We start from the raw sequence: 26,871 nt of genomic DNA on the forward strand, positions 1-26,871 counted from the left end.
CAACCCTAATTCAGCGTAATCCTTAAACTAAAGCCAAAATTACTAAACGAAGTATTAAAGGTTTGTGAGGTGTATGGCTTGGTAACATTTGAGTCATAAAACAGCCTTACATTAAAGCGCTGGTTCAAAATATAATCCACACTTGGTCTTAAAGTAATGTTTTTAGCACCTGATGAGACCTCTGCTTCAGTAACATCAGCCCTGTAAATTACCGTTTTATTGTCCCTTATTGCCACATCCAGTTTAAAATCCATGTTGTTATCAGTTTTTAAACCCTTAAACAGACCGAATGGAAACCTAAACTTAGTTGTGCGGTATCCCAGACCAAAAACCATGTTATTTTCTGACAACTGGGCAAGCTGGCTATTGGCTAGGCTCAGTCCCAGTAAGCGTGTTCTTCCCAGCTCAAAATTGGCGGTCATGTTGTTCTTTAAGCGGGTATCCACCCCAATCAACGGAGAAAACTGTTCTGCAATGGTAACCTGGGCATATTGGTAATAAGGCAAAAAGTTGCTGTTCTCGTCCCTGCTGCTTACAAAACCGTTGCTTTCTTTATAACGGATCAATGAATTAAAACCGTTCACGCTATATACCGAGCGGTAAGCATGCCTCAGATCAATAGAACTGAACCTGTCGGCCAGAAAAGCAATTCTGGTCAACCCCCTATAGTTCAGGCGCCAGTTTGGTAAGGGAATTTTAGGCAGGGAGTTGAGGCCGATAGAAGAGGCACTCTTTCCTGTATAAGCAGCCAAAAAGGCCGAAACAAGAACATCCTGCGAATTTTTATCATATCCATCTGCATAACCTGTTGGCATATTGCCCGAAGAGTTTACATTCTGTGCCCCCAAACGTTGTGAAATGACCTGTCTGTTGCCCATAAATTCAGCAAATAATTTTGAGACCGTACTGCCCTGCTTCTCCGAAAATGCAGTCCTCAGCGAAATAAAGGAAACACTGTAATCACCGGTAGTAAAAGGACTCAGGTTCTCAAAATCGCGTACCGACTGGTCATACCGGAAGTTTGTAGAGTAATTGAGCGTTCTGTTTTTATTGGCTGTTAAAGTAATACTCAGGTCTTTAATCGGCTCTATCAGCCCGGTTAAACTTAAGTCTTCCCTTAAGGTATTGATGTAAAGCTGTGATTGTAAGGTATCTCTTGTTATCCAGCCATTGTTCAGGGCCATTTCCCGGATGTCACGCTGACTACCAAAAACAAAACCCAAACCAGGGGCTCCTGTTGCTTCATCCAGGCCAAAATAACTTACACGGGGCAAGTATCCGGGTAAAAAGATACCTTTCGTTTGCGTAAAGGCTGCATTTACATTTTTTACACTGGTTAACAAACCAACAAAGAATGAGGCCGCGGACGAGGGCTTATCACCTGCACCATTTGCGCGCCTCACAAAACCAAATTTATTGTATAACCCTGCAAGATTTAAGGTAGGGTTAACCTGTATTGTTCTTGAATTCTGAATGGTATTACCCAGGTCGATCAGCGGGTCCCTTAATGTAGATAAAGGCTCGGTCTGCCAGTTAAAGTTGGTACCATATCTTGTAGCCACTGTTACCCAGTCCATTCCCGGAATCTTATTCAGTGGCAATGAATAAGTCACGTTTAAATTATGGTTATAATCCGTAGTCCTGCCCAGGCGCTTTAAATTTTGCCAGATGGTATCTCTTTTTAATCCTTCAATCCGGCCCTCAGGCTCATCTATAATAGAATAATTGGTTGCGTCAAAATCCAGCGTTAATGAACGTGTTAAATTCCATGAAATGCCATAAACCCTCGTGATCAAAAAGTTTTTGTTAAACGTAGTGTTAATAGGAATGGAATTATTAGGATCGTTGTTCCGCAAACTGTTTTCCGAATAATAGCGGTCTACATCGATCCTGAAGTTGATCGCATTGGGTAATGGATTAAAGTTAAAATCTTTTAACAGGGCCAGGGTATTCGATTTGATGATCTTGGCAAAAGGTTCCACATTTTTCGCCTGTCCAGAATAACTATAAGCCAGCGATGCCCGGTAAGTTTTCTGCACATTATTCTCGTTGATAAAATCACGGTGTGCAAATTTTGTGTAAGCGTAACTTGCGTTAAAGTTCTCTATATCCCACACCTGCGATTTTTTGTCCGGATTTGTCCTTTCCTTCCTCACATTTGTAAAATTGATACTGTTCCGGGTCGTATAATCCTGGGCATACTCCAAAATTGCTTTCTTTTCAGATTTCGAAGCTTTGTCCAGCGCATTTTTCAATTCAATATCAGGCATTTTCGGGTCATATTGCGGCGTGCTTACCTGACTCGAATAACTCACAAACATCGGGATTTTGATCCCTGTTTTCTGAGGGAAAAACTTACCCAGTTCCATACTTGATGAAATATCGAAAAACACATTATCTGCCCTGTTCCGTTCGCTTACTCTTTTTTCCAGGGAACCAAAACCTATGGTCGATTTACTACCGGATACATTCACATCAGCAAAATCAGCCAGTTTGGCACTCATCCTTGCCGTTGCTGCCCATCCGCCCCGTTCGTCAAATTCTGTTAAACGCATCTCATTGAACCATACCTGGGCACTTTTATCCAAACCATCATCACCTGGGCTTGCCCCATTCCTGTAAGGGTTCAATACACCAAGCATATATACCCTCACCTTGCTCATATCAGGTTGCCCCTTTACAACAATCTTTTTACCATCAACCATATAAGTAAATGGCTTACTGATGTTCCATGGAAGACCATCTACATCTAAGGCACTGTTACGGGCAATTTTCGCCTTCTGGAACAACTCCAGTTCAATATCCAGCTTATTCTGATCAGGCCATATCGCATAAGGGTCACTTGTACCCGGACGCGTCACTTTCAAAGGCTGTGAATATTCGTAGTAGTTGTCCTGGTTATCCGTACCTATCCTTAAAAAAGCGCTCAGGTCATTGTCATTGATCGGCGCGTTCCCCAGAGCTTCCAGGTGAATGTACATTTCAAGGTGTTTGTACGACCTGAAATCGTTCAATGCAGTTTTAAATGTAGCCCTTCCATAACCATCACGTAAATTTTTTATGGTTACTGCAAGCGATTGCTCATTTTGTCTTGTATCTCCCCGGTAATTGCTGAAATCACGTTCTCTTTCAATACCAGGTGGTACTACGTAAGGAATAGGGGTACGCTTACCATTTTCTTCTATGTTTACCGTTGATATTTCAATAGTTGAATTGTCGGGGCCTAAATTTTGCAGTGCAGGATCCAGAATAACCTGTGAAACTTCGTTGTTTGCATTATACTGTCTCCACTCTCCTCTTACCAGCTGGATTTTTCCAAACCTCAGTACTGTAGTATCGGCAAAATTGGTCATGAACATCCTGATAAAGCGGATGGATTTAAAATCCTGGATACTGCCCACTTTTTGCTGATACTGAGCAAGGGGAATCCGGATCTGATACCAGGTAACCGGCTGCGTTTGCCCATTTGCCAGCTTCACCTGTGAGGTGATCTTATCTGTAACAAAATTCTGCCCAACCATTAAATCACCCGGGCGCATAGAAACCTTATACTGGAAATATTCATCGCTCTGGGTCATGTTGTTGTCCCTGTTGATATCTTCTCCGTCTGGCAAAGAAGTTGAAGCTGAATTATCTACCCCAAAGTCTTCCTGAGATTGCTGTGCGGTTTTAGAATTTCCCTCAGGTCCATTGTAGCGCTGGTAACGTTTCAATATCCCTGCATTGACCTGATCAAGCGCCCTGCCCCTAAAATAAACATAATCGTCCGATGAGGGGTCGTTGTCAAATTCAGCTGCTGCATCAGGGTTCAGCTGTCCTTTGATCTGGTTAATCAGTGCAGCAAATTTGGTTTTCTCATCCGCGTTAGACAGACCATCCAAACCCACATCCTGTGCTTTCCTGGCTGCAGGATCATTGTCAAATGCCTGCACTACCGGTTGCAGTTTAGGTACCCTGCCCCAGTTGGTCTCATCATATTTTTCCGGATCACCATTTGCGGGCAAACCATTTTCCAACGATTTACGCCCGTCTTTTAAAATATCTTCCGATATGTTCCCCAGGTTAAAATACAGGTCACCTCCTGTCGAGTTTGGTTTATAAATATTCGGGTCCATTACCCAAAGCTCGATATACTCGATGTTCAATGCCTGAAAGTCACTGGTTTCAATTTTCCTGAACAAACCACCCCAGCGCGATCTTGGATTGGTCAGTGTACCATTCGGATTAAAGCCAGTTGTAGTATAATTGTAAGGGCCCCGAACCATAGGATAAAATGCAACATCCAATGTAGGCAAAGTAATGGCCTGCCCGGTAGCTGTCTCTTTAAAAGGAAAAACCTCCTGCTCTATAATCTCACGCACATAATGATTAGACAACTCATTCCGGTTATTTCTCAGGTTATCCGGAATAGTACCTGTATTCCTGTTATAAAAAATCGGGTCGATGTTATAAAAAGCAATTCTTGCCCTGTTAAAGCCATAACTCAAATCATCTATCCTGCTCGCTTCCGGGAAAAACTGCGGCGTTCCCGACAGTTGCCAGGCAATCGCACTTTTCAGATCTATCACTGAACGAGAAGCTTCAAAATCATCCAGGTAACTCACCCCACCTTTATTGCCGCCGAAGTTCAGGGCACTTGGATGGCCGGGAATCAGTTGTGCAAATTCACCGGAAAAGGCGATATTGGAAGGCACTTTAGTCGATAATAATGGTAGCTTATCCACCAGTTTGGTCAAAAACCGGGATGGAGAACTGTAGTTCAGGTCAAGCCCCCACATCGTATTGGAGATCGGCTCCTCACCAATATTTACTTTGGCAGTAAGCGGCTTCTCTGTAAGGTTCATCAACGTACCTCCAAGGTTCAGCTTGTTATTCACTTTATAGTCGAGCCTTGTTCCAAATAAAGAACGTTGCTGTAAACCAAACAGTTCATTATTTTCAGTCGAAATCCTTATTGGCTGACCAGAACTCAGTAAAGCCGGATTAATGATCCTCACCCTGCCTCCCTGGTAATCAACTGTAAAATCAACTCCTTCCTGTAAGGGAATCGTCCCTGCAAATACTTTTACAGAACCTTCAGGTACATTGATGGCATTTAAGCTAAACTCTGAAGCGATTTCTGACTGGTAGGCACCTTTGATGATGTACCGGTTCTGGTTACTGAACAGCTGCTGGGCAACCACCTTAGTCGAATCGTATAATGCAGTAAAGGTATATTTATCAATCAGTGCCTGTTCTGTTGGTAAAAACTGATCTGCAAGGTCTTTTCCAAAAGGTTCAATCAGCGGAAATATGACCCTTCCGTTCAAGGGATCTATGGTGATATAGCCGTTAATGGTGTTGGTTGAAAAATTTACCTGGTTGTTTGTTGTACTGCCCGAGTTCCCGTTGTTATAGGATGAATTCTGTGTATTTGTACTACTGGTTCCAAAAGGTTTGTTTTCGGTTTCAAAATCGAATACCCCATCAGGTTTACGTTCTTTCTGCTGGTTCAGCCGGTCAAGCCCCGTCACCTGGATCCATTGCTTGCCGTTCAAAGGCCGGCGGTCTGCATCCAGCTTCTGTCCTTCCTGTATCAGCGGCTTCTCTACACCGGTCTTTTCGTCAATACGGAAAACATCCAGTTTAAAGTTCTGCTGACTGATCTGATAGCCTCCAATGGAATAAATGTTTTTCATCATCAGGTCCCAGGTGGGCAAATTGGTTTTGATCACATCATTTTTTAGCAATTTGGTATACAAAACTTTAGGTGTGGAAGGGTCAAAAGGAACATCGGTAGAAAATTCTCCAACCTGGTATTCCACTCCATTGTAAGTGTACCTGTAAGCAACCGTTAACACCTCATCGCTGTTCAGCGCATTGTTCAATGAGATATAACCCAGCTGGGGATGAAAAGTATATTCCCTGTCGGACAGTTTCCGCGCATAGGTCAGCTTGGCGTAATTATCCGTACCACCACTACCTGCAAAAAATGAAATGATCTCGTTAGAATTTGTAAATCGTGAATTGGCAGGAATCCTGGTTAAAAGATCATTGGAATTTCTTGGAAACAAAGGATTGGTAAAACCAGATGGCAGTACTGAAGCACCCCCGGTAATCCCCGGATTAAAAGTCTGGTTTTCTCCAAGGTCTATAAAACCGAGTACATCCCTTGAATCCTGTGTGTTTCCTGCTTTATTGGTAATCCAGACCTCTACCTTGGTAATCAGTACCCCGGAAGTGATGGTCGGGGGATTCGACAATACTTTATTGTAATTCTCCCTGAAATATCTGGCCAGAAAATAATGTTTATTGGCCTCATAATTATCTGCACTTAACCGGTACTCATTTTGTTGCGCACCATTGTTGATCTGAATTTCCCGCGACTGCGATTTTTGCTGTGTAAATACAGTTGCTACATTCAGTTTTCCAAACTTCAGCTGTGTCTTTATACCAAATAAGGCCTGAGTACCGTTAATTAGCGTTGTATTTAAGGGCAAGCTTACATTACCCGCCTCAATTTTTTGTATGATATCATCTTCAGCACCGGTATAGTCCAGCTTAACCTGATTTTCAAAATCAAACTGGGCTTCAGTATTGTAGTTCATGTTGATCTTCAGCTTGGTACCAATATTACCAATCACATCCATCTGTATGCGCTGGTTAAAATCAAAATTTCCCTGTACACGCTGGCGCTCGTTAAACAAAGGATTCTCATTTTTATTGATCCTTCCCAAAAAGGTAAGCTCAGCTTCCCCACGGGGCTGTATATCTATAGTTGTACCCCCAAATATCCGTTCAAAAGCCTTGCTGTTAACTTTCAGACTGGGTATAATGCCCGTTCTTCTTACATCGTTCACCTCCTGGTCAGACAATACCCGCCAGTTTTCGCGTTTAATTTCACTGTTCACCAGGCGCATGTATTCATCTACAGTCATATACTGCACCTGGCCAAAAGGCTTGTCGCCAATCAGTTCCTGGATAATATACCTCTTATTAAGCGCATCATATTCCACCTTACGGTGCATATTTTCGGGTAAGGGATAAAAAGGGCCCGACAAAGACCTGATACCAAGCCTTTGCTTCTCTTTCAGCCCGAAAGAGTTTTTTAAAGTATCCTGCTTCCCCTTTTGTGGCACAACCTGCGAAAAAGCCTGTTGTCTGCTAAAAGTAATTGTCAGGAAGAGAAATAGCGTTAATAAGGTTTTCAAGGGCAAATTTTATAAATTCTTCAATGCTATTTTTATCATTTGTTCAACAGACAAGTCTTGCCCACCATTTTTCACCGCATTGTCTATTGCCTTTTCAGAAGCAGGTTTGGCAAATCCAAGCATCATCAATGCCGAAAGTGCCTCTTCTCTTACTGTATTGTTTAAAGGGGCAGCAATTAACGACCCCGATCCTTCTTTCTTCAGCTTGTCCTGTAATTCCAGTACCAACCTTTGTGCAGATTTTGCGCCTATCCCTTTAATCCGCTGGATAAGTGCCAGGTCTGCATTCACTATCGCCGTCTGAATTTCAACCGGCGTAATAGACGAGAGCATCATTCTCCCTGTATTGGGGCCTATTCCCGATACCGAGATCAGGTGTAAAAAAAGTCTGCGTTCTCCCTCATCGGCAAAGCCATAAAGGGTATGTGCATCTTCTTTTACATGCAGCCAGGTATACACCTTACAACGTTCGGTATTAGCCAGGCTGCTATAAGTATTTAAAGATATATTAAGATGATAGCCTACGCCACCAGCTTCTACAACAATATAAGTAGGACACTTAAAAGCCAGCTTACCATCAATATACTCAAACATAATTATTTCTTAGCTATTCTTTTTAACAATCCGCCTTTTTTAAGATTTACCTCTTGTTCTTTTCCCTGAACATCCAGAACAGCTAAGGTAACCATATTTACAATCTCCCTAACCGAACTTCCAAGTTGAACAATATGAACAGGCTTGTTCAAGCCCAATAAAATAGGACCAATAGCCTCAGCCTCACCCAGTTCCTGTAAAAGCTTATAAGCAATATTGCCCGATTCCAGATTAGGAAAGATCAACGTATTTGCCGGCCCGTCTATCAATCTGCTGAAAGGAAAATTATCTTTTAACAGGGCATTATTAATGGCAAAATTTCCCTGCATTTCGCCATCTACCATAATGTGCGGATGCTGATCATGCAGTATTTTTACAGCCTTTCTAACTTTTTCAGGCACCACACCCTCATTAGAACCAAAATTGGAATATGACAGCAACGCAATACGCGGATGGATGTTAAATTTACTCACAGAACGTTCCAAAAGCAAGGTCAGGTCTACCAATTCTTCGGCGGTTGGGTCTACATTCACTGTAGTATCCCCAAAAAATACAGGGCCTTTCTTGGTCATCATCATGTACATTCCTGCAACACGGTTTACACCGGGTGCAGTGCCAATTACATGCAGGGCAGGTTTAATGGTCGAAACATAATTTCTTGTCAGTCCCGATATCATGGCATCCGCCTCACCAAACTCTACCATAGATGCACCAAAATAATTCCTGTCACGCATCAGCTTGGTGGCGTCAAACAAGGTAAGCCCCCTCCGTTGTCTTTTTTCATACAGGGCCTGGCCATATTTTTGCATCAGTTCAGGCTCCTTAAAAGTATCTATGATTGTTACGCCTTCCAGCTCCAGTGCACTTTCTTCAATAATTCTTTCGATTACCTCTTTATTGCCCAGTAAAATCGGGATGGCAATGTTTTCATCCTTAACAATCTGGGCAGCTTTTAGTATCTTATAATGATCTGCCTCTGCAAATACCACACGCTTAGGATCGGATTTGGCCTTATTCGTGATTGCACGCATAATGGCATCGTCCATGCCCAACCGGTGCTTCAGTTCTTCCTCGTAAGCATCCCAGTCGGTAATGGTTTTCCGGGCAACCCCTGATTCAATTGCTGCCCTGGCCACCGCTGCAGAAACGTTAGTCATTAACCTCAAGTCCATCGGCTTTGGAATAATGTATTCCTTACCAAATTTTATGTTTTTCTCATTATAGGCCATGTTTACAGCCTCGGGAACAGATTTTTTTGCCAGCGACGCAATGGCCTTTACTGCAGCAATTTTCATCTCTTCATTGATTGCAGTTGCCCTCACATCCAGCGCTCCCCTGAAAATATAAGGGAAGCCCAGTACATTGTTCACCTGGTTGGGGTAATCAGAACGGCCTGTAGCCATGATGATATCTTTACGGGATTTAATGGCCAGTTCATAAGCTATCTCCGGATTGGGGTTCGCCATGGCAAACACAATAGGGTTTTTAGCCATCGATTTCAGCATATCTTCTGTAACGCAGTCGGCCGACGATAAACCGATAAAAACATCGGAATCTTTCATCGCTTCTGCCAGTGTATCCAGTTTTCTGGAAGTTGCAAACTCAGCTTTGATCTCGTCCAGGTTTTCCCGGTTATCCCTGATCACACCCGACCTGTCGCACATCACAATATTTTCTTTTTTAGCCCCCAAGGAAACATATAAACGTGAACAGGAAATAGCAGCGGCACCAGCACCATTTACAACGATCCTGATCTTATCCATCTTCTTTTTCTGCAGTTCACAGGCATTTAACAAAGCTGCTGCAGAAATGATAGCCGTACCGTGCTGATCATCGTGCATCACCGGAATATTCATTTCAGCTTTCAAACGCCGCTCAATTTCAAAGCATTCAGGAGCTTTGATATCTTCCAGGTTCACTCCCCCAAATGTAGGCTCCAGTGCTTTTACTATTTTTACAAAATCATCAACATTCGTGGTATCAAGTTCCAGATCAAAAACATCAATATCGGCAAATATCTTAAAAAGAAGGCCCTTACCTTCCATCACCGGTTTACCAGCTTCGGGACCAATATTGCCCAGGCCCAAAACAGCGGTACCATTACTGATTACGGCTACAAGGTTGCCCTTTGCTGTATATTTATAAACATCTTCTGTATTTTCGGCTATTTTTAAGCAGGGTTCTGCTACGCCAGGTGAATAAGCAAGCGCCAGATCCCTTTGGGAATTGGTTGGTTTAGTGGGTATAACCTGGATTTTACCCGGCCGTCCTTGCGAGTGGTAATCCAATGCATCCTGCTTTCTATTAATCTTACTCATAAAATGCTTATCGTGTAAGGGGCCAAAGTTACAATTCTTTTAACAAGCCATAAATAAAAAAGAACACATTAAATTTAACCTCTTAGCGGGGCTGCTGTATGCCTTCCTTCAATGTTGCTATAAATTTTCAGGCGTTGCCCCGGAACAATTGTTGATCCTTTTAGATTGTTCCAGACCTTCAGGTCCTGTACCTCTACATGATATTTATTGGCAATACCAATCAGGTTCTGACCAGGGGCTACTTTGTGGTACACAATCGGAGATTTACGTTCAGCTTTAGACTTCCGCTTCAACTGGTTGTCATTTGACGCCAGTATAATGTGTTTATCCACATCGGCTTCTGTCTCGTTCAGCAATTCGTATACCCTGGTAAAACTGGCCAGGCTCACCTTCGGTAAAATCACCCGTTTTGGCGAAAGCTCAGAACCGTTTACAATCTTCTTCTTATAAGAGGGATTCAGACTCCACAACTCTTCTACCTCTATATTCAGGGCCTCTGCCAATGAAGGGAGAGAAACAAAACGGTTCACTTGGATGGTGTCTGTATTTTTAAGAAAAACCGTACGTTGCGCCTTAATTTCATGTTTTCCTGAATAGTTCATCACATACACAGCCGCAATAAAGGCCGGCACATAATTTCTTGTCTCCATAGGCAAAAAGCGTCTGATCTCCCAGAAATCCCTGGAATCTGCCTTTGCAATTGCACGGTTTACATTTCCCATTCCGCAGTTGTAGGCTGCAATTGCCAGCAACCAGTCGCCCAGTTCTTCATAAGCATCTCTGAAATATGCCGCAGCTGCATAGCTGGCCTGTATAGGGTCTTTACGTTCATCCACAAAGTTATCCATATTCAGTCCATACCCCTTAGCTGTAGCAAACATAAACTGCCATAATCCGGTTGCCCCAACCCTCGAAACTGCGTGTGGGTTCATCGAGGATTCAATGATTGGCAGGTATTTGATCTCTTCTGGAATGTTATAGCTTTTTAGAGCCTTTTCAAAGATTGGGAAATAATAGCCCGAAAGCCCAAGCATTTTGCCCATCATATCTTTACGGCCTGCATAAATATCAATGTACTTCTGTACATATTCATTGTAGCTTAGCGGAACTGTTTTCTGAATAGAATCCAACCTGGCCTTATACATGTAATTGTGGTTATAAAAAGTTGTTGCTTCTTCAACAACAGGCACATAGGTTGTATCTGTAATCTGCAGCATACGTTGCTGTGCATCTGCCGTAAAGCAGGTGAAAGCCAAAATACAATAAGATACAAAGCGTACTATTAGTCTCATAGGCATAATATTTATTAAGTCTGCCACAGGCATCTTTTCCCGTACTACAAGCTTATGATGGTTTTTGGTTCATTGGTTTAATTGGTCAGTTGCCTGGCATTTAAAAAGTTATGAGCTAAAGACAACAGGTCCTGCTCTCCAAAATGTCTGGCCATCAACTGAACACTTAACGGTAAACCTGAATAATTATTGCCCAAAGGGACAGCAATTGCAGGAATACCTGTTAACGAGGCCAGTACTGTAAATATATCAGCCATGTACATCACCAAAGGATCGTCAATATTTTCTCCTATTTTAAAGGCGGGTGTTGGTGCTACTGGGCTTATTATCACGTCAAACCGGGTTAGCAGTTCTTCCATTTTCTCTCTGATCAGCCTCCTCACCTGCTGTGCTTTCTGGTAATAAGCATCGTAATATCCTGCACTTAAAACAAATGTCCCCAATAAAATCCGGCGTTTCACTTCCTCACCAAAACCTTCAGCCCGCGATAATTTATAAAGTTCATTCAGGCTAGTTGCTTCCATGTTGCGATGCCCGTAATGTACCCCATCGTAGCGTGACAGGTTCGAGGAAGCCTCGGCCGTAGTCAGCACATAATAAGCTGGCACCAGGTAATCGAGCAGATCAAAAGAAACATACTCAACCGTATGTCCCTGTTCCTTTAATTCGCCGATGGCATTTAATATTGCATTTTTGATATCCGTATCCAGCGCTTCACTTTCCAAAGTCTCCTTCAAAACAGCGATTTTTTTCTTTTTAAACGTACCTTTCCCGAAAGCAGCACTGTCTGCAAGCAGGCCGGCCTGATAATCAGGCACCGGCAATTTGGCTACCGTGCTGTCATAATCATCTGCACCAGCTAAAACTTCCAGTAAAACTGAAGCATCACCAACTGAAGAAGTAATGGTACCTACCTGATCAAAGGATGAAGCATAAGCAATTACGCCATATCTTGAAATCCGCCCATAAGTAGGCTTTAAACCTATACAACCACAAAATGCAGCAGGCTGTCTTACCGAACCTCCGGTGTCTGTTCCTAAAGCAGAAAGGCAAAGATCGGCCTGTACAGCAACAGCCGAACCTCCTGATGAACCTCCGGCGACTTTTTCACTGTCGGCCGCATTTTTAACCGGCCCATAATACGAAGTTTCATTAGAGCCGCCCATCGCAAACTCATCGCAGTTCAGTCTGCCAATGATCACAGCATCCTCAGCAATCAGACGTTCAACAACTGTGGCAGAATAGGGGGAAACAAAACCTTCCAGCATTTTAGAAGAGGCACTAACCTGATGGTCTTTATAACAGATATTGTCTTTTATACCAATCACCATACCTGCCAGTTTACCCGCTGTTCCCTGTGCTATCTTTTCCTGTACCAGTTTAGCCTGGTTTGTTGCAGAATAAAAAAACACCTCATTAAAGGCATTGAGGTGTTGATGTTTTTCTATCTGCTTAAAATAATAGTCCAATAAGTCAGGTAAACTAAGCTCTTTTTGCTCAATAAGGCTTTGTATCTCTTTTAAGGAGTTATACTTCTTCAAAATCAAGAATACATTATAAAATTAAAAAATCGGGTTGGTAACCTACAAAGGTTTTTTAGTAGGATTCTGTTCTACCGTTTCCTCATCATTACCATCTTTCCCGTCTTTAAATTCTTTAATTCCTTTTCCAAGCCCACGCATCAGTTCAGGAATTTTTTTACCGCCAAAAAGTAATAATACTATTACTACGATAACAGCAATCTCTCCGCCGCCCAATCCAAAAGCTAATATTGTTGTGTCAAACATGATATTTTAGTTAAAGTTTTTTTTATCTGTGTCTATTTTATCTTTACCAGCTTCATCAACATGTTCAACATGCTCAGCCGTATCTTCTTTCTTTTCTAAATTTATCCCTTCCTTATGAGGCTCATCCTGGGCTACATACGTATTTTCATTGGGTGTATAATCGTAAGGATGAGGCCTGCTGCTGTCGTCATCATTAATGGCCGATTTAATGTCATTGATCTCATCGGTTATACCTACGGAATTTATGTTTCTGTGGATTTCACGCTTTACGCCTTCCGAAGCATCCTTAAAGTCCCTCAAACCTTTTCCAAGCCCTCTTGCCAGTTCAGGTAATTTTTTACCTCCAAACAACAAAAGTACCACAGCAAGGATCAGCATTATCTCTCCTCCGCCCATATTTAAGAATTCCACTAACGTGCCTGTATACATCTCAACTCTGTTTTAACTTACAATAACACAAACTTAGCAAATATTGTTGCCAATAACAATATTACGATCTCTCTGATACCTTTTAAAAAGCTATAAGTAAAAGGAAATAATTATTTTGCTATCCAGGCAGCGGGATTTTGTGCCGCAGTTCCCCTGTAAATCTGAAATTGCAACTCCGGCACATCACCCGAAGACGCCACAGTGCCAATGTTCTGTTTGGTGGTCACATCATCGCCTGCGCTTACGCTTACCGACCTTAAATTCTGGTAAACTGTAAAAAATTGCCCATGTTTGATCAATATATAATACCGGCCAAGTGCGTTCCCTACTTTGGTCACCTTCCCATTAAATACAGCACGTACACCGGCCCCTTCTGCAGTCTGGATGGTTACCCCCGCATTGTCATAACTGGCCTGTCCCTCCTTATGCTTTCCAAAGCTTTCCGTGATCGATCCCGCAGCCACCGGCCAGGGCAGTGAACCGCGGTTACTTTCAAAAGCTGCTGATAAACGTGCCGCCTCTGGTGTTGCCGCCATATACCCCCCGCTGCTTTCTTTAGGTTTGGCAACAGGCGCTGCCGGTACAGGTCTGTTCTCGGCCCTTGCTTTTGCCGCGGCGGCGGCGGCAGCTTTTGCAGCAGCAGCCCTCGCCGCTTCCTCAGCACGTTTACGCTCCAAAGCGATCTCGCGTGCAATTGCAGCACGGATACTCCTGTCAAGCTGCGCCTGCTGTTTTTTTCGCGTAGCTATATCCTGCCGGTATTGCTTTTCCTGCTTGCTGTACTTGCTCAGTACGGCCGACTGTTGTGATTTATTCTTACCCAGTTTGTCCTTCTCGTTCTCCTGCTCATGCAATAAACTGCTTTTCTCCTTCAGGTTCTTATCCAGCACCACAATCTTATAATTCAGGTCTTTTTGCGTGCCCTGTATATAACCTGCCTGTTTTTTACGGTATTGACCAAATTGCTGTAAATATTTGATCCTTTTGTAAGCCTGGTTAAAATCTTTGGCGGCAAAAATAAACATCATTTTATCATAAGCATTCTTGTTCCGCTGTGCAAACCTGATCATCGCTGCATATTCTTTCTTCAGCTGGTTCAGTTGACCTTTTAAAGTAATTACAGTATTGGTATTTTCGTGGATCTGGTTATCCAGGTTCTTGATCTCAGAGTTGATCACCGTGATTTTATCCTGCATCAGCTTGATTTTGGTATTCAAGGCATTGATCTGACCTAAGGTAAGTTTCTTGTTATTGGCCGTTTTATTCAGGTTTCGCTGCAAAAGTTCAATTTCTCTTTGTATGGCTTCTTTTTTTCTTTTGAGTTCCGAACTGCTTTGTGCACGCACAAGGGATACGGAGAATATAAATAATAAAAGTAAAAGGGATTTGTTTAACTTCATCGGGTCAAAAGTATAAAAAAAATCAGTTTATTACTTCATACTTCTTAGGAACACTAAACGGAAAATCAAGTGGAACATTGCGTTCAATCTTTGAAAAATCGAACTGAATGTCTACCTGTTTTATCCCTGCCAACGAACTGATCTGCATATTGGAAGGGAAAAGTTCGTCAATTACTTTCTGGTAATCCCCATACACAACCTTTAAAGCTTTGCCCGATTTCACATCGTTCAGATTGTTCTCGCTAACTTTCAATAAAGTATTGAACACTACCCTGTAAGCCAGATCCTGCTGCTGCCCCTTTAGCTCCCAAACTCCATTCTGCTGCCCCAGTTCCGATTGTGCTACCATAAAATCATCAATGGTATTTCCGGAAAGTACCGATTGCAGCAATTTAAAGCTCACCTGCTTATTGGCATAGGCATGCACATAATCAAAAGGTTTTTTCAGGTATACCCCCTGAAAATTGTTCCTCACCTTAATGCTGTCAGGTGTAATTAAAACACGGGCTACCTCTATCCCTGCAATTGCAGTTACACTTACCCATATCATTTCATCTTTTTTGATCTTAATGTTCATGTTCACATTGTTGCTGTTCCCATTGATGCTAAGACTCGCCTTCCCTTTTAAAGAGAGGGTATTAAAAGAAAGATCGTTTTTTTTCAGCATGGCCAGGTTCTCAGATTTCCTGTTGTTTACCACAGCGGTTCCGCCTGTTTTTGGTACAGCAACTATTGCTTTTTTAGCCTTACAGGCCAGTAAACCTGTCGAAATCAATACTGCGCAAATCCATTTATTCCAAATACTTCCGTTCATTGATCTTTTTATTTAATTTTTCAGAACTGTTCCCTGCCGCTTTCGACTTTTTCCATTGCAGCAATGCCTGGGCAGGCTCTCCTTTCAAAAACAAAACATCGCCATAAAGCTCCATATAAAGCGCATTTCCTTCATCCAGCTGCAAGGCAGTTTCGATATTTGTCAGGGCTTCCGTATAATTACTTATATGTTGCAGGGCTACAGCCTTATGATAATACAGAACTGCCTGACTAGGATATAAAGATAAAGCTTCATCTGCTGTTTTTAAAGCCTCGGCATATAAACCCAGTACCACTTCAATATGTATTGCACGTTCCCAGGCCATATAAATCTGATCGGTATTTTTAAGTATTGATTTAAACTGGGCCATTGCCCCTTTCAGATCGCCCTGCCTGTACAATTTTTCGCCAAGTACCAGCATTGTTTGTTCCGGGCTCAGCGAGGCTGCTGCCTGATGGCCCTCATTTTGTCCACCTGCAGTATCATCCTTTTCCATCGTTACCCGTTGCCTGGCATGGTTCAGTGCTTCAGAATTGCCGAATTTTTTTTCCAGCTCATCATAACCTTTCATAGCGGCGTCTGTATTCCCAGCCAGTAGCCAGGCATTAGACCGGTCGTAATAATAGGCCTCCTTATCCGGTGCAAGCCTGATCATCTGGTTCAGAACCTCTACCAGAGCTTCCATATCGCCCTTTCGTTTATACAACTCAGCCATCAGCATCCAGTACCACACATTGTTACCATCAGCAACAAGGGCTTTTTTTATGGCCATTTCAGCTTCAAAAAGTTTATTCTGCCGGTAGTTCATTACCGCAATTTCATAGTGGACGGCTGCATTGTTAGGGTCTAGCACCAGTATTTTGGTAAAACTTTCATTGGCCCTGCTATAATCCTCGTTCAACTTATCACGCAGGCCGGCAAAAAAAAGCGTTTTCACGAGATTACTATCTACATATCCCTGCACAGGCTGTTGCGCCTGTACTGCAGGTATATAGCTCAGCAAAATCAATAAAAACACTTTTCCTTTCATGCAGTTTATTTACCGGTATGCCCGTAACCACCGGCACCCCTTTCCGTTCCACTTAGTTCTTCAACCACATTCCACACAGCGGTCTCATGCTTTGCAATTACCATTTGCGCAATCCTGTCGCCATTGTTCACCACAAAATCCGTATCCGATAAATTCACCAGCAACACTTTAAGCTCTCCGCGATAATCCGCATCTATCGTCCCTGGTGCGTTCACAATACTGATGCCATGTTTATAGGCCAGGCCGCTACGCGGACGGATCTGGGCCTCATAGCCTACAGGCAGTTCTATGTACAAACCTGTTGGCACCAGTACCCGCTGCAACGGTTTTATCGTAATTTCTGTTTCTATAAAAGCACGTAAGTCCATCCCTGCAGCATGGGCAGTTTCATATTGTGGCAGCGGGTGCCCGGAATTGTTAATGATATTTATGTTCATCGTTTTTTTAATATAAGTTTCAACTGATCCTTTTCAAAATAAATAATGCCGGCGAAAAAAACCAGAAGCATGGTATTACCAATATAAATATTTCGGTTAAATACCCAAAAAGAAAGCACTACCAACAGTACCGAAACCAGCAGATAGGTGATCATCCTTTTCAAGTCATAAGGTATGGGATAGTGTTTTTGTCCAAGTACATAAGAAATCACCATCATTACAAAATAGGCCAGCATAGACACCCATGCAGAACCCATATAGCTATATTTAGGAATCAGCACAAAATTCATCACTATAGTTATAACGGCGCCAACGACAGAAATGTATAAACCGAATCTGGTTTGATCCGATAATCGGTACCAGATAGATAAGTTCATGTAAATACCCAGGCATACGTAACCAAAAAGCAGGTAGGGTACCGCAGGTAAGCCCACCCAATATTCGGCTATATGTGCCTTATCCCTGCTTATGAAATATTTGAGCAGCTCTATATTCGCAATCAATCCTACAAATAAAAGCGCCAATGCAATTACGAAATAATGCAAAATCAGGGCATAAGTATTTTTGGCGTTTGCATTTTTTGCGTAGCTAAAAAAGAAAGGTTCTGCCCCTAATCTGAATGCTGTAATAAATATGCTCATGAAAACTGCGATTTTACAGACAGCACCATAAATACCTACCTCATGATCAGCAATATGCTCTGGTAAAAGTTCACTTAACACAATTTTGTCAAGGTTTTCGTTCACGATGAAGGACAGGTTGGCCACCAGGATAGGCCAGGAATATCTGAACATCTTCGCAAAAAGCGCTCTGTCAAACCTGAGTTGCAGCTTAAAAAACTCGGGTAGCAACAACAGAAAGGTAACCAAACTGGCAATTAAGTTAGAAATGAACACATAACCCACCCATTTTTCCCGATACCACGAAACCAGCCAGTCGGCCATTGGCCATTCGTGTTTAATGATGGCTGGTACCACAAAAATAAACAACAAGTTAAAGCCTACAAAGCTTCCGATATTCAGGAACTTAACCACACTGTACTTAAAGGCGCGGTCTTCTGCCCTTAATTTAGCAAAGGGAATTACGCAAATGGCATCAACAAATAAAATACCGATAAAATATTGCACATACTTTTTGTAATCAGCAAGCTGTGCCGGGTCAGCAGAAAGATATCTGGCAATTGGATTTACAAAAACAAAACCGGTGATCAGGAATAGCAGCGAGATAAAAACAATGCATAAAAACGAGTTATTGTACACTTCTTGTTTTTTGTCTTCATGCTTGTTCAGGTACCTGAAATAAGTACTTTCCATACCGAAAGCCAATACTGCATTGATCATTGATGCATAGGCATACATCTTTGTAAAGATGCCATAAGTAGCCGAAGGATAGGCCCTGGTAAAAAGAGGGGTCAAAATAAAATTAAATAGCCGCGAAAAGACTGTACTGATGCCATATACGGCCGTTTGTCCCAAAAACTTTTTTAATACCGACATTATTTTTTCAGGATTACAAAATCAGTAAAATGTTTCGGTTCGGCCATCTCAACAGCACAATTTTCCACTTTTGCCCTATCTGGCCCGTCATTGCACCATTCCAAAAATGAATCCAGTTCCCATTGCTCTCCTTCGGCCTCAATATAGACCGAACCATCAGGTTCATTCCGCACAAAACCTTTAATTCCCGATTGGTCGGCCACATATTTTGTAGTCTCCCTGAAAGTTACACCCTGCACTTTTCCAGTAATTTTTATATTTAAATGTATTTTCTTCATACGTCAAATTCTTTAATCCGCTCTACTTCAAGCAAAAACTCCCGCCACATATGGTTCAGTATTTCTGCTGCCGGTTTTATCTCCTTCAGCATGGCCGATACCTGGCCAATCTCCAGTTCACCCTCTTTCATATTCCCTTCAAACATACCCAATTTTGCACGGGCCCTGCCCAGCATACTGATCAGTACTTCGGCACTGGCCCCCGCTGCCTCTGCTTCCGCAACCGCCTCTGCAAACTCATTTTTCAGCAAACGTACCGGCACCAGTTTTTTTAAACTCAGTTTTGTATCCCCCTCAGCAGCATGGATAATCCGGTCCTTAAAATAAGGATGTGCAGAAGATTCCTCTGCAACAGCAAAAGCAGATCCGACCTGAACGCCATCTGCACCCAAGGCCATCGCTGCCAGCATAGCCTTGCCACTGCCAATACCCCCAGCAGCAATCAAAGGAAGCTTAACAGCCGCCCTGATCATAGGAATCAGGCACATCGTGGTAGTTTCTTCCCTCCCATTGTGCCCGCCTGCTTCAAAACCTTCGGCAACTATGGCATCCACGCCACAGGCTTCCGCTTTCAGTGCAAACTTTGTATTGGCAATTACATGTACCACTATAATCCCTTTCTCTTTTAAAAAAGAAGTCCAGCTGGCCGGGTTGCCTGCCGATGTAAATACGATACGCACCCCTTCTTCAACTATGATCCGCATAATTTCCTCTACGTTGGGATAAAGCAAGGGTACGTTTACTGCAAAAGACCCGGAGGTAGCCACCTTACATTTGCGGATGTGTTCCCGAAGCACATCAGGATACATCGATCCGGCACCTATAATACCCAAACCACCGGCATTAGACACAGCTGATGCCAAACGCCAGCCACTGCACCATACCATCCCTGCCTGTATAACCGGATATTTAATATCAAAAAGTTCAGTGATCTTATTTGTCATATTCAATATTAAAACAGCCGTTTTACTTTATCCCCTAAAATTACTGCACCATCTTTTTCCGTAAAATCAACCAGATTAACCCCGGGACGTTTTCCGGGCTCAAAGCTACCAAATTCTGACGCTAAGCCTAAAAATTCGGCCCCGTTAATTGTTGCCCATTTTAATAATTCTTCAGTTGGCACATTAAAATGCTCCTGCAACAGGTTCATTTCCGATAGAATGCTCAGCCGGGTATTACTGGCCAAACTATCCGTCCCAATTGTTAGCCTTAAACCGGCAGCGCGCAGCATATTCACATCGGGCAGTTTATTTTCTATATACAGATTGGCATGCGGGCAAAGGCACCAGTATAAATTAGGATGGATAGCGACGGCAAAAGCTACATCTTCTGCCGTAGTATAAGTATTGTGTACCAGCAAAGTTCTTAGTCCGGGCGAGATCAGTGGCAGAAAAGCTTTTATTGAACTGGTTCCAGGGGCCTCAAAAAAACTGATGTCTTGTCCTAAAAACTCAAAAAGACCTAAAAAGCCACCTGTTTTATGCTCAAAAAAGGCATTTTCATCTGCCGATTCCTGGTTATGAATACTTAACATCCCTGCCATCTCCTCTTGATGCAAACGAAGCTCGGCAAACAACTCTTTTGAAACAGAATACGGCGCATGTGGCACTATTGAGACTGGTAAAGGGGCAAATTCTTCCTTAAATTTCAATGCCCTGGCTATCGCCTCTTTCGCTTTATCGGGGTTGAATCCCATTATCTCCAAAAAGGTATGGTAATGAATGGGTGTATTGTTTTTAAATTTCCTGGAGATCAGCTGATTCGAAATATCACCCACGGCAGCTATGCCATTTTCAAACATCTCTATATCAGCCTTCAGCATAGCCGTTTCAATTTCATACTCATCTGAAGTACGTGACCTGATGACCGATTTTGCAAATTCCGGTAAACCGGTATGCCGCCTGATCTGGTAACAAAGGTTAGAGAGTTCAAGGTGACAATGTGTATTTACAAAACCTGGCACCAACAGACCGTCATGGTATTTGATGTTCCTAATCTTCCTTTCTTTAGCCTCCTCTGCAGTAAATACCGCCTCAATTGCCCGATCAGGGCCAACAGCAAGTACCCCGTTCTTTATTGGCGGGCCAACAACGGGATGTACATAAGTTGCCGAAATGTATGATATCATACGCAAATAAAAGATTTTTCCATCTAATAATGTTAATTTTGTTTTTACCAATCCATAAACCTGATGAACCGAATTGACCGGCTGTTTGGCATACTTTTATTACTCCAAACCAAGAAATACATTACAGCAGATCAAATTGCTGATCAGTTCCAGATCAGTGTACGAACGGTATACCGCGACATTAAGGCCCTCCTGGAGCAGGGGGTTCCTATCAGCTTTGAACAACCCAAAGGCTATTTTATTGTACAGGGCTATTTTCTTCCGCCGGTTTCTTTTTCCCAGGATGAGGCCAATGCCTTGCTCATCATGGAGCGTCTGGTATCGCGTTTTGCGGACAGGTCTATTTTGGCCAATTACACTACGGCACTGAACAAGGTGAAGGCAGTTTTAAAACATGCTCAAAGGGAAAAACTTGAACTCCTGAATGAAAGTATAAAGTTTCAGCTGAACCATGAAATGCTGAACGATGAGTTTGACCACCTGTCCACCCTTCAAAATGCCATTTCAGGCCGATGTATAATCGAAATCGATTACCAGAACAATAACGGCGAAAGCAGTAAAAGGGAACTTGAGGCTATAGGACTGGTATTTTATGCCTATAACTGGCACCTTATTGCCTGGTGCCACCTGCGCAATGAATACCGCGACTTCAGGGTATCACGTATAGTAAAAGTCAGAAACCTTGATATCCCTTTCCGGAAAAAAGACCATATAAAAATTGGGGATTATATGAAGATGCTACCTGTTGACTATTAAGGCCGTGGTAGATTTTATTTTTTCTTTTCACCTTCTCTGTTCCATATCATCTAACCCCCATACTGCCATCGCATTGAGCACAGGTTGCAACTTCGCTCCTGCAGGGGTTAATGAATAGGTAACAAATGGAGGAACAACAGGTTCCGCAGTTCTTAGCACCAGATTATCTTCCTGCAACTGCTTCAAATGCTGGATCAGCATCTTTTCTGTGATTTCGGGGATGGCCCGCTTTAATTCGCTGTAACGCTTCGGGCCGTTGGAAAGGTGATACAAAATAATCGGCTTCCAATACCCGCCAATCTTGTTCATTACGTAGGTAACGGGACAAGAAATAGCAGAAACCTGCTTGTTAAAATTACGCGTTGAACTTTCTTTAATTGCGGTCATAGTTACATACTTTGGGGTAAGTACTTGTATAAAAGTAAGTACAAATATACCTTTGTATTCAACAATTTAAAATATATAACCATGAATTTTACAATCACAGGATCGCTAGGAAATATCAGTAAACCATTGGCAGAAATCTTAATCGCTACCGGACACCATGTTACCATCATTAGCAGCAATCCAGCTAAAGCTAAGGCTATTGAAGCCCTTGGCGCCACTGCAGCTATTGGTTCAGTAGAAGATGTAGCCTTCTTAACCTCTGCCTTTTCTGGCAAAGACGCCATTTATACTATGGTTCCACCAAATTTTGGGGCACCTAACATCAGGCAATTTATAGCTGGCACCGGTAAAAAATATGCCGAAGCCATTCAGGCCTCTGGCATTAAACAAGTGGTTAACCTGAGCAGTATCGGTGCACATTTAGACGGGGGTACAGGTCCTATTTCGGGTCTTCACGATGTGGAGAAAACCTACAGTCAACTGGATGGTGTAGCTGTTAAACAACTGCGCCCGGCATTTTTTTACATCAACTTCCTTGGAAACATCGATATGATTAAACATGCAGGCATTTTAGGTTCAAATTATGGCCCGGAAACACCACTTGTACTGGTACATCCAAACGATATTGCAGCGGTAGCCGCAGAAGAATTGCAGCAGACTTTTACAGGTAAAAGCATAAGGTATATTGCCAGCGACGAAAGCACTGCTGCAAATGTGGCTGGTGTATTGGGTACGGCCATTGGTAAACCAGAACTTCCCTGGGTAGCATTTAATGATGAAGAGGCTTTGCAAGGCATGTTACAGGCAGGCTTGCCAGAGGTGATGGCTAAAAGCTATGTAGAAATGGGCGATGCCACCCGAAGCGGTAAATTATATGAACACTATTTTAACAACAGGCCTTCAACATTTGGGAAAGTCAAGCTAGAGGATTTTGCAGTAGAGTTTGCAGAAGCATTTATCCGATAAGGCTAACTATTTTATATTTCGCTGAAGCCATAACATTTTATCGGCATATCGCTCCCCGTAGACAGTAGCCGAAGGCGAATCGAAATGTGTCAGGTCACCTTTATCCACCAGTGATTCCGACGTGGCCAATGCCAGGTTCGGAATCATTTGCGGAGCCCCGGCCAGCATCTTATTAAATTGCTGATAATTGGTTTTATACCGGCCCAACTCTCCAACTACAACCGGCAATTTTTCGTTACCCACCATTTTCCTGATCCTGGTGATCAGTTCATTTAGCTTATCTAAATAGCCGATCATATTTTGGGCACCGCTATTTGCTTCACCCTGATGCCAGATCATCCCTTTTACCACCCCATATTTCATCGCTTCCCTTATCCTCATTTCCGCATCATCAAAGGGATGCGTATTTGTCGCCTTGTCCATAGCACCAGGCTTCCAAACATCAATATTGGTTCCGCCCACTGCGCATGGCACCAATCCGATACGGACATTTGACTTTGACCGGGCCATTGCAAAACCAAAAGACAGGCCGGGGCCAACACCTGCAAACTTGGGTTTATCGTAATGTAAAGGATGCCTCGCTATCGCCCATTTACCTTCCCTATCCCAAACCAAAACATTGGGCTGCTGCATTTCGATGTATTCCGCTAAAAGCGGTCCTCTCCCAGCCATATTTGACTGTCCAAGTAACAGATAAATTTCCAACTCAGGGCCTGGTTTTTTAATATGAAGGCTTGTATCCACATCATACCCCTTGTTAAATAAAGGAGTGCCAGCATGAACAAAATTCGGGCTTATAAAGCAAACCAATAATAAAATGAAGTAGTTCTTAAACATATTTTGCGATAAGCTTCCCTAATATACAGCATAAATGTCCAAATTTTATGCTATTCATTCATAAATTCTGCCTGTAACCAGTCAAACTTATGCCTTTCTGCTTCTTAAAGAACTTGTTCAGGTGACTGCCATCGGCAAAACCGAATTCATCAGCAAGTTCATTGATTCGGAGATCGCTGAACTTTAACCGCCATTCGATCAGCCGGATCCTGTAGCTGGTAATGAACTGCTGGATAGTTTCTCCGCATTGCTTCTTGAAATAAACACCCAGGTAAGCCTGTGAAATCCCAAAAGTCTGACTTATTGCAGCCGCAGTCAGTTGATCTGGCATAAAAATATGGCGCTCGATATAATTGATGATCTGGAGTATGCGCTTATCTGTATTGGTACGGACGTTTTCAGGCCTTATCTTTGAAATGTTTCTGGCTGCAATAACAATCAGTGCGTTTACCAGGTTCATGTCCAGATCTTGCTGGTAAACACCTCCAAGCTTCATCCCAAACAGTAGCGATTCGACAATCATCTCAACCAGACGGCTGTCGTCCTTGCAGCGCATTACGCAACCCGATAGATGTGTGGCATAGAAGAGCAGACATTCCAGGTGGTGAATACTTTTCCAGGGATAACTCCGAACGTAACTATCGCTAAACCGGATCAGCAGGAACTCTGTTACTTCAGTTATTTCAAAAGTATGGCGGTCGTTGGGCGTGAGTAATAATAGGTTCCCGTCACGATAGGCCATGCGGTTGCCATTGATACAGACGGTGCCCTTACCAGAAATGAGGTACACCATTTCAAAGAAACTATACTGCCGGTCACCTAGTGGGCAGTGATCAGTTTTGAGGTATTCCAGCTCTACCTGCTGGTGCATATTTTGTTTAACCATAATACAAACATACCTTTTTATCATAAAAATGAACCGAATAGTCATGCCTTTTTCGGTCTACTTTTGTTAAAAATGACCACAGAAATAAAAACTATGTTTAAAGACAAAAAGAATACACTTACCCTGGCCGCCGTTTGCCTTTCCTCATTAATGTTTGGACTGGAAATATCTAGTGTGCCGGTATTACTGCCCACGCTCGAAAAATTATTAAAAGGCAATTTCAGTGATGTACAATGGATCATGAATGCCTATACCATTGCTTGCACTACAGTATTGATGGCTTCCGGTACGCTTGCAGACCGCTATGGTCGCAAACTTGTTTTTATAGCCGGGCTTGTGCTTTTTGGTATAACCTCTCTGCTTTGTGGGCTGGCCACAGCGATGCCATTACTCATCACAGGACGTTTTTTACAAGGACTTGGCGGAGGCATTATGCTGATCTGCCAGGTTGCGATTCTTTCTCACCAGTTCCAGGACGGACGCGAACGCAGCCTGGCCTTTGCCGCCTGGGGGATTGTTTTTGGAGTAGGCTTGGGGTTCGGGCCTCTAATTGGCGGTATGATCCTCACATTTTTAAGCTGGAAATGGGTGTTTCTGGTACATGTGCCACTCAGCTTGCTTACACTGGGACTTGCATGGGCCGGGGTGCGGGAATCGCGGTCGGCTCAAATACAGCGATTGGACACCTTAGGGATGGTCACTCTTTCCTTAGCTGTTTTTGGACTGATTTATTACATTACCCAGGGACCCGCAATGGGATTTTCAAGCCTTTACGCGCTATTGATTCTGGGGGCATCTGCAGCTTGTTTTCTGCTCTTTTTATATGCAGAAAAGACAAGCACCCAGCCTATGTTTGATTTTACCGTATTCAGGATACGGGACTTTTCCGGGGCCATCATTGGCTCTATTGGCATGAACTTTTGTTTTTGGCCCTTTATAATCTACCTTCCTATCTATTTTCAGGGTGTGTTGGGATACAGTAGCCTTATGGCCGGTACGATGCTGCTGGCCTATACTTTGCCTACATTGGTAGTTCCACCACTGGCCGAGCGGCTTTTGATGAAATACCGGCCCGGTATCGTTATCCCATTCGGGCTTTTTATCATCGGACTGGGATTTATATTGATGTGGTTTGGCATCCATGTTGCACACATGGGGTCGTGGACCATGATACCAGGTATGTTGTTGTCCGGCATCGGACTAGGGTTCTCTAATACTACGGTTACCAACACTACCACAGGTGCTGTGAGTTCAGACCGTGCAGGTATGGCTTCAGGGATAGACATGAGTGCAAGACTGATCACCCTGGCAATCAATATTGCTTTAATGGGATTCTTGTTAAGTAAAGGTGTGCTCATTCATTTAAAGATTGCATTCGCAGGAGTTTTTGATAGTCCTCAGCTCCATTCGGTGGTTGAAAAGATCGCAGCAGGAAATTTTGCTGGCCTTCTGGAAAAATATCCCAGGATTGCAACTTTAGACCCGGCTGGCGATATTACACATCAGGCATTAGCTGGCGGTTTTCAACTGCTGACTTTGTTCGGCGGAATTGGGGTAGTTTTCCTTGCATTGGTCAGTTTCTTTATATTTAAGCCACGATCAATTCGATAATGTTCGTCTAATTATACCCATACACTGTCACTTACACTTTTCCAATTGGCAGCTATAAGGGTTAAGGATTTGTTTTGTACTGAGGATGTAATGATCAAGTATTGAGTATGCCTTTCTTAAGCCTGGGGGTATATCAAGGCTTAACCAACCCTTGCCCAATGGTTACTCAAGGCATACTCAAAGTTGAATGAAATCAATTCCTCTTCACTGCACAACCCAATGTTTCAGCAAA

General features: G+C 42.9%; 21 protein-coding genes. 3 read left to right on the forward strand and 18 right to left on the reverse strand.

Annotated features, from left to right (window positions below; genetic code table 11):
• Positions 1–5 precede the first annotated feature (5 nt).
• The 15 genes from sprA to HDC92_RS12050 all read right to left on the reverse strand — a co-directional run bounded on the left by sprA (position 6) and on the right by HDC92_RS12050 (position 21,196).
• The gene (gene sprA, locus HDC92_RS11980; protein WP_411267835.1) at positions 6–7,196 is read right to left on the reverse strand and encodes a cell surface protein SprA; all 7,191 of its coding nucleotides are present in this window, start codon (positions 7,194–7,196) and stop codon (positions 6–8) included.
• A gap of 3 nt (positions 7,197–7,199) precedes the next feature.
• Entirely contained in the window at positions 7,200–7,784 is a 585-nt protein-coding gene (gene ruvA / locus HDC92_RS11985) for a Holliday junction branch migration protein RuvA (RefSeq protein WP_015809632.1), read from the reverse strand.
• A gap of 2 nt (positions 7,785–7,786) precedes the next feature.
• Positions 7,787–10,102, reverse strand: a complete 2,316-nt coding sequence (locus HDC92_RS11990) for an NADP-dependent malic enzyme (protein ID WP_015809633.1) — start codon at positions 10,100–10,102, stop codon at positions 7,787–7,789.
• Positions 10,103–10,176: 74 nt separating this feature from the next.
• Entirely contained in the window at positions 10,177–11,394 is a 1,218-nt protein-coding gene (locus HDC92_RS11995; RefSeq protein WP_183874725.1) for a lytic transglycosylase domain-containing protein, read from the reverse strand.
• A gap of 77 nt (positions 11,395–11,471) precedes the next feature.
• Positions 11,472–12,935 (reverse strand): Asp-tRNA(Asn)/Glu-tRNA(Gln) amidotransferase subunit GatA, encoded by a 1,464-nt coding sequence (gatA, locus tag HDC92_RS12000; RefSeq protein ID WP_183874727.1) that lies wholly within the window; start codon positions 12,933–12,935, stop codon positions 11,472–11,474.
• A gap of 42 nt (positions 12,936–12,977) precedes the next feature.
• Positions 12,978–13,181 carry a twin-arginine translocase TatA/TatE family subunit gene (locus HDC92_RS12005; RefSeq protein ID WP_015809636.1) on the reverse strand — a complete coding sequence of 68 codons (204 nt, stop codon included), beginning with the start codon at positions 13,179–13,181 and terminating at the stop codon, positions 12,978–12,980.
• Positions 13,182–13,187: 6 nt separating this feature from the next.
• The gene (locus HDC92_RS12010; protein ID WP_183874729.1) at positions 13,188–13,610 is read right to left on the reverse strand and encodes a twin-arginine translocase TatA/TatE family subunit; all 423 of its coding nucleotides are present in this window, start codon (positions 13,608–13,610) and stop codon (positions 13,188–13,190) included.
• A gap of 110 nt (positions 13,611–13,720) precedes the next feature.
• On the reverse strand, positions 13,721–15,010 hold the full coding sequence (locus HDC92_RS12015; protein ID WP_015809638.1) for a murein hydrolase activator EnvC family protein: 1,290 nt from the start codon (positions 15,008–15,010) through the stop codon (positions 13,721–13,723).
• Positions 15,011–15,032: 22 nt separating this feature from the next.
• Entirely contained in the window at positions 15,033–15,824 is a 792-nt protein-coding gene (locus HDC92_RS12020) for a DUF4292 domain-containing protein (protein WP_183874731.1), read from the reverse strand.
• A complete protein-coding gene (locus tag HDC92_RS12025) occupies positions 15,802–16,854 on the reverse strand; it encodes a tetratricopeptide repeat protein (protein WP_183874733.1) in 1,053 nt (350 codons plus the stop codon). The genes HDC92_RS12020 and HDC92_RS12025 overlap by 23 nt, the downstream gene beginning before the upstream one ends.
• Positions 16,855–16,859: 5 nt before the next feature.
• Positions 16,860–17,291 carry a dUTP diphosphatase gene (gene dut, locus HDC92_RS12030; RefSeq protein ID WP_015809641.1) on the reverse strand — a complete coding sequence of 144 codons (432 nt, stop codon included), beginning with the start codon at positions 17,289–17,291 and terminating at the stop codon, positions 16,860–16,862.
• Positions 17,288–18,787: a lipopolysaccharide biosynthesis protein gene (locus HDC92_RS12035; protein ID WP_015809642.1), complete on the reverse strand. Its 1,500-nt coding sequence runs from the start codon at positions 18,785–18,787 to the stop codon at positions 17,288–17,290. Before HDC92_RS12035 ends, dut begins: the two co-directional genes overlap by 4 nt.
• Positions 18,787–19,065, reverse strand: a complete 279-nt coding sequence (locus HDC92_RS12040; RefSeq protein ID WP_015809643.1) for an acylphosphatase — start codon at positions 19,063–19,065, stop codon at positions 18,787–18,789. Before HDC92_RS12040 ends, HDC92_RS12035 begins: the two co-directional genes overlap by 1 nt.
• Positions 19,062–20,009 carry an NAD(P)H-dependent flavin oxidoreductase gene (locus HDC92_RS12045; protein WP_183874735.1) on the reverse strand — a complete coding sequence of 316 codons (948 nt, stop codon included), beginning with the start codon at positions 20,007–20,009 and terminating at the stop codon, positions 19,062–19,064. Before HDC92_RS12045 ends, HDC92_RS12040 begins: the two co-directional genes overlap by 4 nt.
• An 8-nt stretch (positions 20,010–20,017) precedes the next feature.
• Positions 20,018–21,196: an amidohydrolase family protein gene (locus HDC92_RS12050; protein ID WP_183874738.1), complete on the reverse strand. Its 1,179-nt coding sequence runs from the start codon at positions 21,194–21,196 to the stop codon at positions 20,018–20,020.
• 63 nt (positions 21,197–21,259) lie between these two features.
• Between HDC92_RS12050 and HDC92_RS12055 the strand changes: the two genes are divergently transcribed.
• Entirely contained in the window at positions 21,260–21,952 is a 693-nt protein-coding gene (locus HDC92_RS12055; RefSeq protein WP_015809646.1) for a helix-turn-helix transcriptional regulator, read from the forward strand.
• Between the two features lie 27 nt (positions 21,953–21,979).
• Here HDC92_RS12055 and HDC92_RS12060 read toward each other — a convergent pair whose 3' ends face one another.
• Positions 21,980–22,339 (reverse strand): helix-turn-helix domain-containing protein, encoded by a 360-nt coding sequence (locus HDC92_RS12060; protein WP_317618093.1) that lies wholly within the window; start codon positions 22,337–22,339, stop codon positions 21,980–21,982.
• A gap of 81 nt (positions 22,340–22,420) precedes the next feature.
• Between HDC92_RS12060 and HDC92_RS12065 the strand changes: the two genes are divergently transcribed.
• Positions 22,421–23,305: an NAD(P)H-binding protein gene (locus HDC92_RS12065; RefSeq protein ID WP_183874740.1), complete on the forward strand. Its 885-nt coding sequence runs from the start codon at positions 22,421–22,423 to the stop codon at positions 23,303–23,305.
• A 6-nt stretch (positions 23,306–23,311) separates the two neighbouring features.
• Here the strand turns inward: HDC92_RS12065 and HDC92_RS12070 are convergent, their stop codons facing one another.
• Both HDC92_RS12070 and HDC92_RS12075 read right to left on the reverse strand, forming a co-directional pair.
• Positions 23,312–24,142, reverse strand: a complete 831-nt coding sequence (locus HDC92_RS12070; protein ID WP_255484515.1) for a sialate O-acetylesterase — start codon at positions 24,140–24,142, stop codon at positions 23,312–23,314.
• A gap of 58 nt (positions 24,143–24,200) precedes the next feature.
• Positions 24,201–25,028, reverse strand: a complete 828-nt coding sequence (locus tag HDC92_RS12075; protein ID WP_015809650.1) for an AraC family transcriptional regulator — start codon at positions 25,026–25,028, stop codon at positions 24,201–24,203.
• A 72-nt stretch (positions 25,029–25,100) separates the two neighbouring features.
• On the opposite strand from HDC92_RS12075, the gene HDC92_RS12080 reads away from it, so the two are divergent.
• Positions 25,101–26,639 carry an MFS transporter gene (locus HDC92_RS12080; protein ID WP_255484516.1) on the forward strand — a complete coding sequence of 513 codons (1,539 nt, stop codon included), beginning with the start codon at positions 25,101–25,103 and terminating at the stop codon, positions 26,637–26,639.
• The last annotated feature ends 232 nt before the right edge of the window (positions 26,640–26,871 follow it).

The sequence above is a fragment of the Pedobacter sp. AK017 genome, assembly GCF_014200825.1.
GTDB classification, from domain to species: domain Bacteria; phylum Bacteroidota; class Bacteroidia; order Sphingobacteriales; family Sphingobacteriaceae; genus Pedobacter; species Pedobacter heparinus.

Excerpts from the sequence above, each read along its gene's own strand:
- ruvA (WP_015809632.1), bottom strand. The coding sequence starts at position 7,784 with ATGTTTGAGTATATTGATGGTAAGCTGGCTTTTAAGTGTCCTACTTAT.
- HDC92_RS11990 (WP_015809633.1), bottom strand. The coding sequence starts at position 10,102 with ATGAGTAAGATTAATAGAAAGCAGGATGCATTGGATTACCACTCGCAA.
- HDC92_RS11995 (WP_183874725.1), bottom strand. The coding sequence starts at position 11,394 with ATGAGACTAATAGTACGCTTTGTATCTTATTGTATTTTGGCTTTCACC.
- HDC92_RS12005 (WP_015809636.1), bottom strand. The coding sequence starts at position 13,181 with ATGTTTGACACAACAATATTAGCTTTTGGATTGGGCGGCGGAGAGATT.
- HDC92_RS12010 (WP_183874729.1), bottom strand. The coding sequence starts at position 13,610 with ATGTATACAGGCACGTTAGTGGAATTCTTAAATATGGGCGGAGGAGAG.
- HDC92_RS12015 (WP_015809638.1), bottom strand. The coding sequence starts at position 15,010 with ATGAAGTTAAACAAATCCCTTTTACTTTTATTATTTATATTCTCCGTA.
- HDC92_RS12020 (WP_183874731.1), bottom strand. The coding sequence starts at position 15,824 with ATGAACGGAAGTATTTGGAATAAATGGATTTGCGCAGTATTGATTTCG.
- HDC92_RS12025 (WP_183874733.1), bottom strand. The coding sequence starts at position 16,854 with ATGAAAGGAAAAGTGTTTTTATTGATTTTGCTGAGCTATATACCTGCA.
- dut (WP_015809641.1), bottom strand. The coding sequence starts at position 17,291 with ATGAACATAAATATCATTAACAATTCCGGGCACCCGCTGCCACAATAT.
- HDC92_RS12035 (WP_015809642.1), bottom strand. The coding sequence starts at position 18,787 with ATGTCGGTATTAAAAAAGTTTTTGGGACAAACGGCCGTATATGGCATC.
- HDC92_RS12040 (WP_015809643.1), bottom strand. The coding sequence starts at position 19,065 with ATGAAGAAAATACATTTAAATATAAAAATTACTGGAAAAGTGCAGGGT.
- HDC92_RS12045 (WP_183874735.1), bottom strand. The coding sequence starts at position 20,009 with ATGACAAATAAGATCACTGAACTTTTTGATATTAAATATCCGGTTATA.
- HDC92_RS12050 (WP_183874738.1), bottom strand. The coding sequence starts at position 21,196 with ATGATATCATACATTTCGGCAACTTATGTACATCCCGTTGTTGGCCCG.
- HDC92_RS12055 (WP_015809646.1), top strand. The coding sequence starts at position 21,260 with ATGAACCGAATTGACCGGCTGTTTGGCATACTTTTATTACTCCAAACC.
- HDC92_RS12060 (WP_317618093.1), bottom strand. The coding sequence starts at position 22,339 with ATGACCGCAATTAAAGAAAGTTCAACGCGTAATTTTAACAAGCAGGTT.
- HDC92_RS12065 (WP_183874740.1), top strand. The coding sequence starts at position 22,421 with ATGAATTTTACAATCACAGGATCGCTAGGAAATATCAGTAAACCATTG.
- HDC92_RS12070 (WP_255484515.1), bottom strand. The coding sequence starts at position 24,142 with ATGTTTAAGAACTACTTCATTTTATTATTGGTTTGCTTTATAAGCCCG.
- HDC92_RS12075 (WP_015809650.1), bottom strand. The coding sequence starts at position 25,028 with ATGGTTAAACAAAATATGCACCAGCAGGTAGAGCTGGAATACCTCAAA.
- HDC92_RS12080 (WP_255484516.1), top strand. The coding sequence starts at position 25,101 with ATGACCACAGAAATAAAAACTATGTTTAAAGACAAAAAGAATACACTT.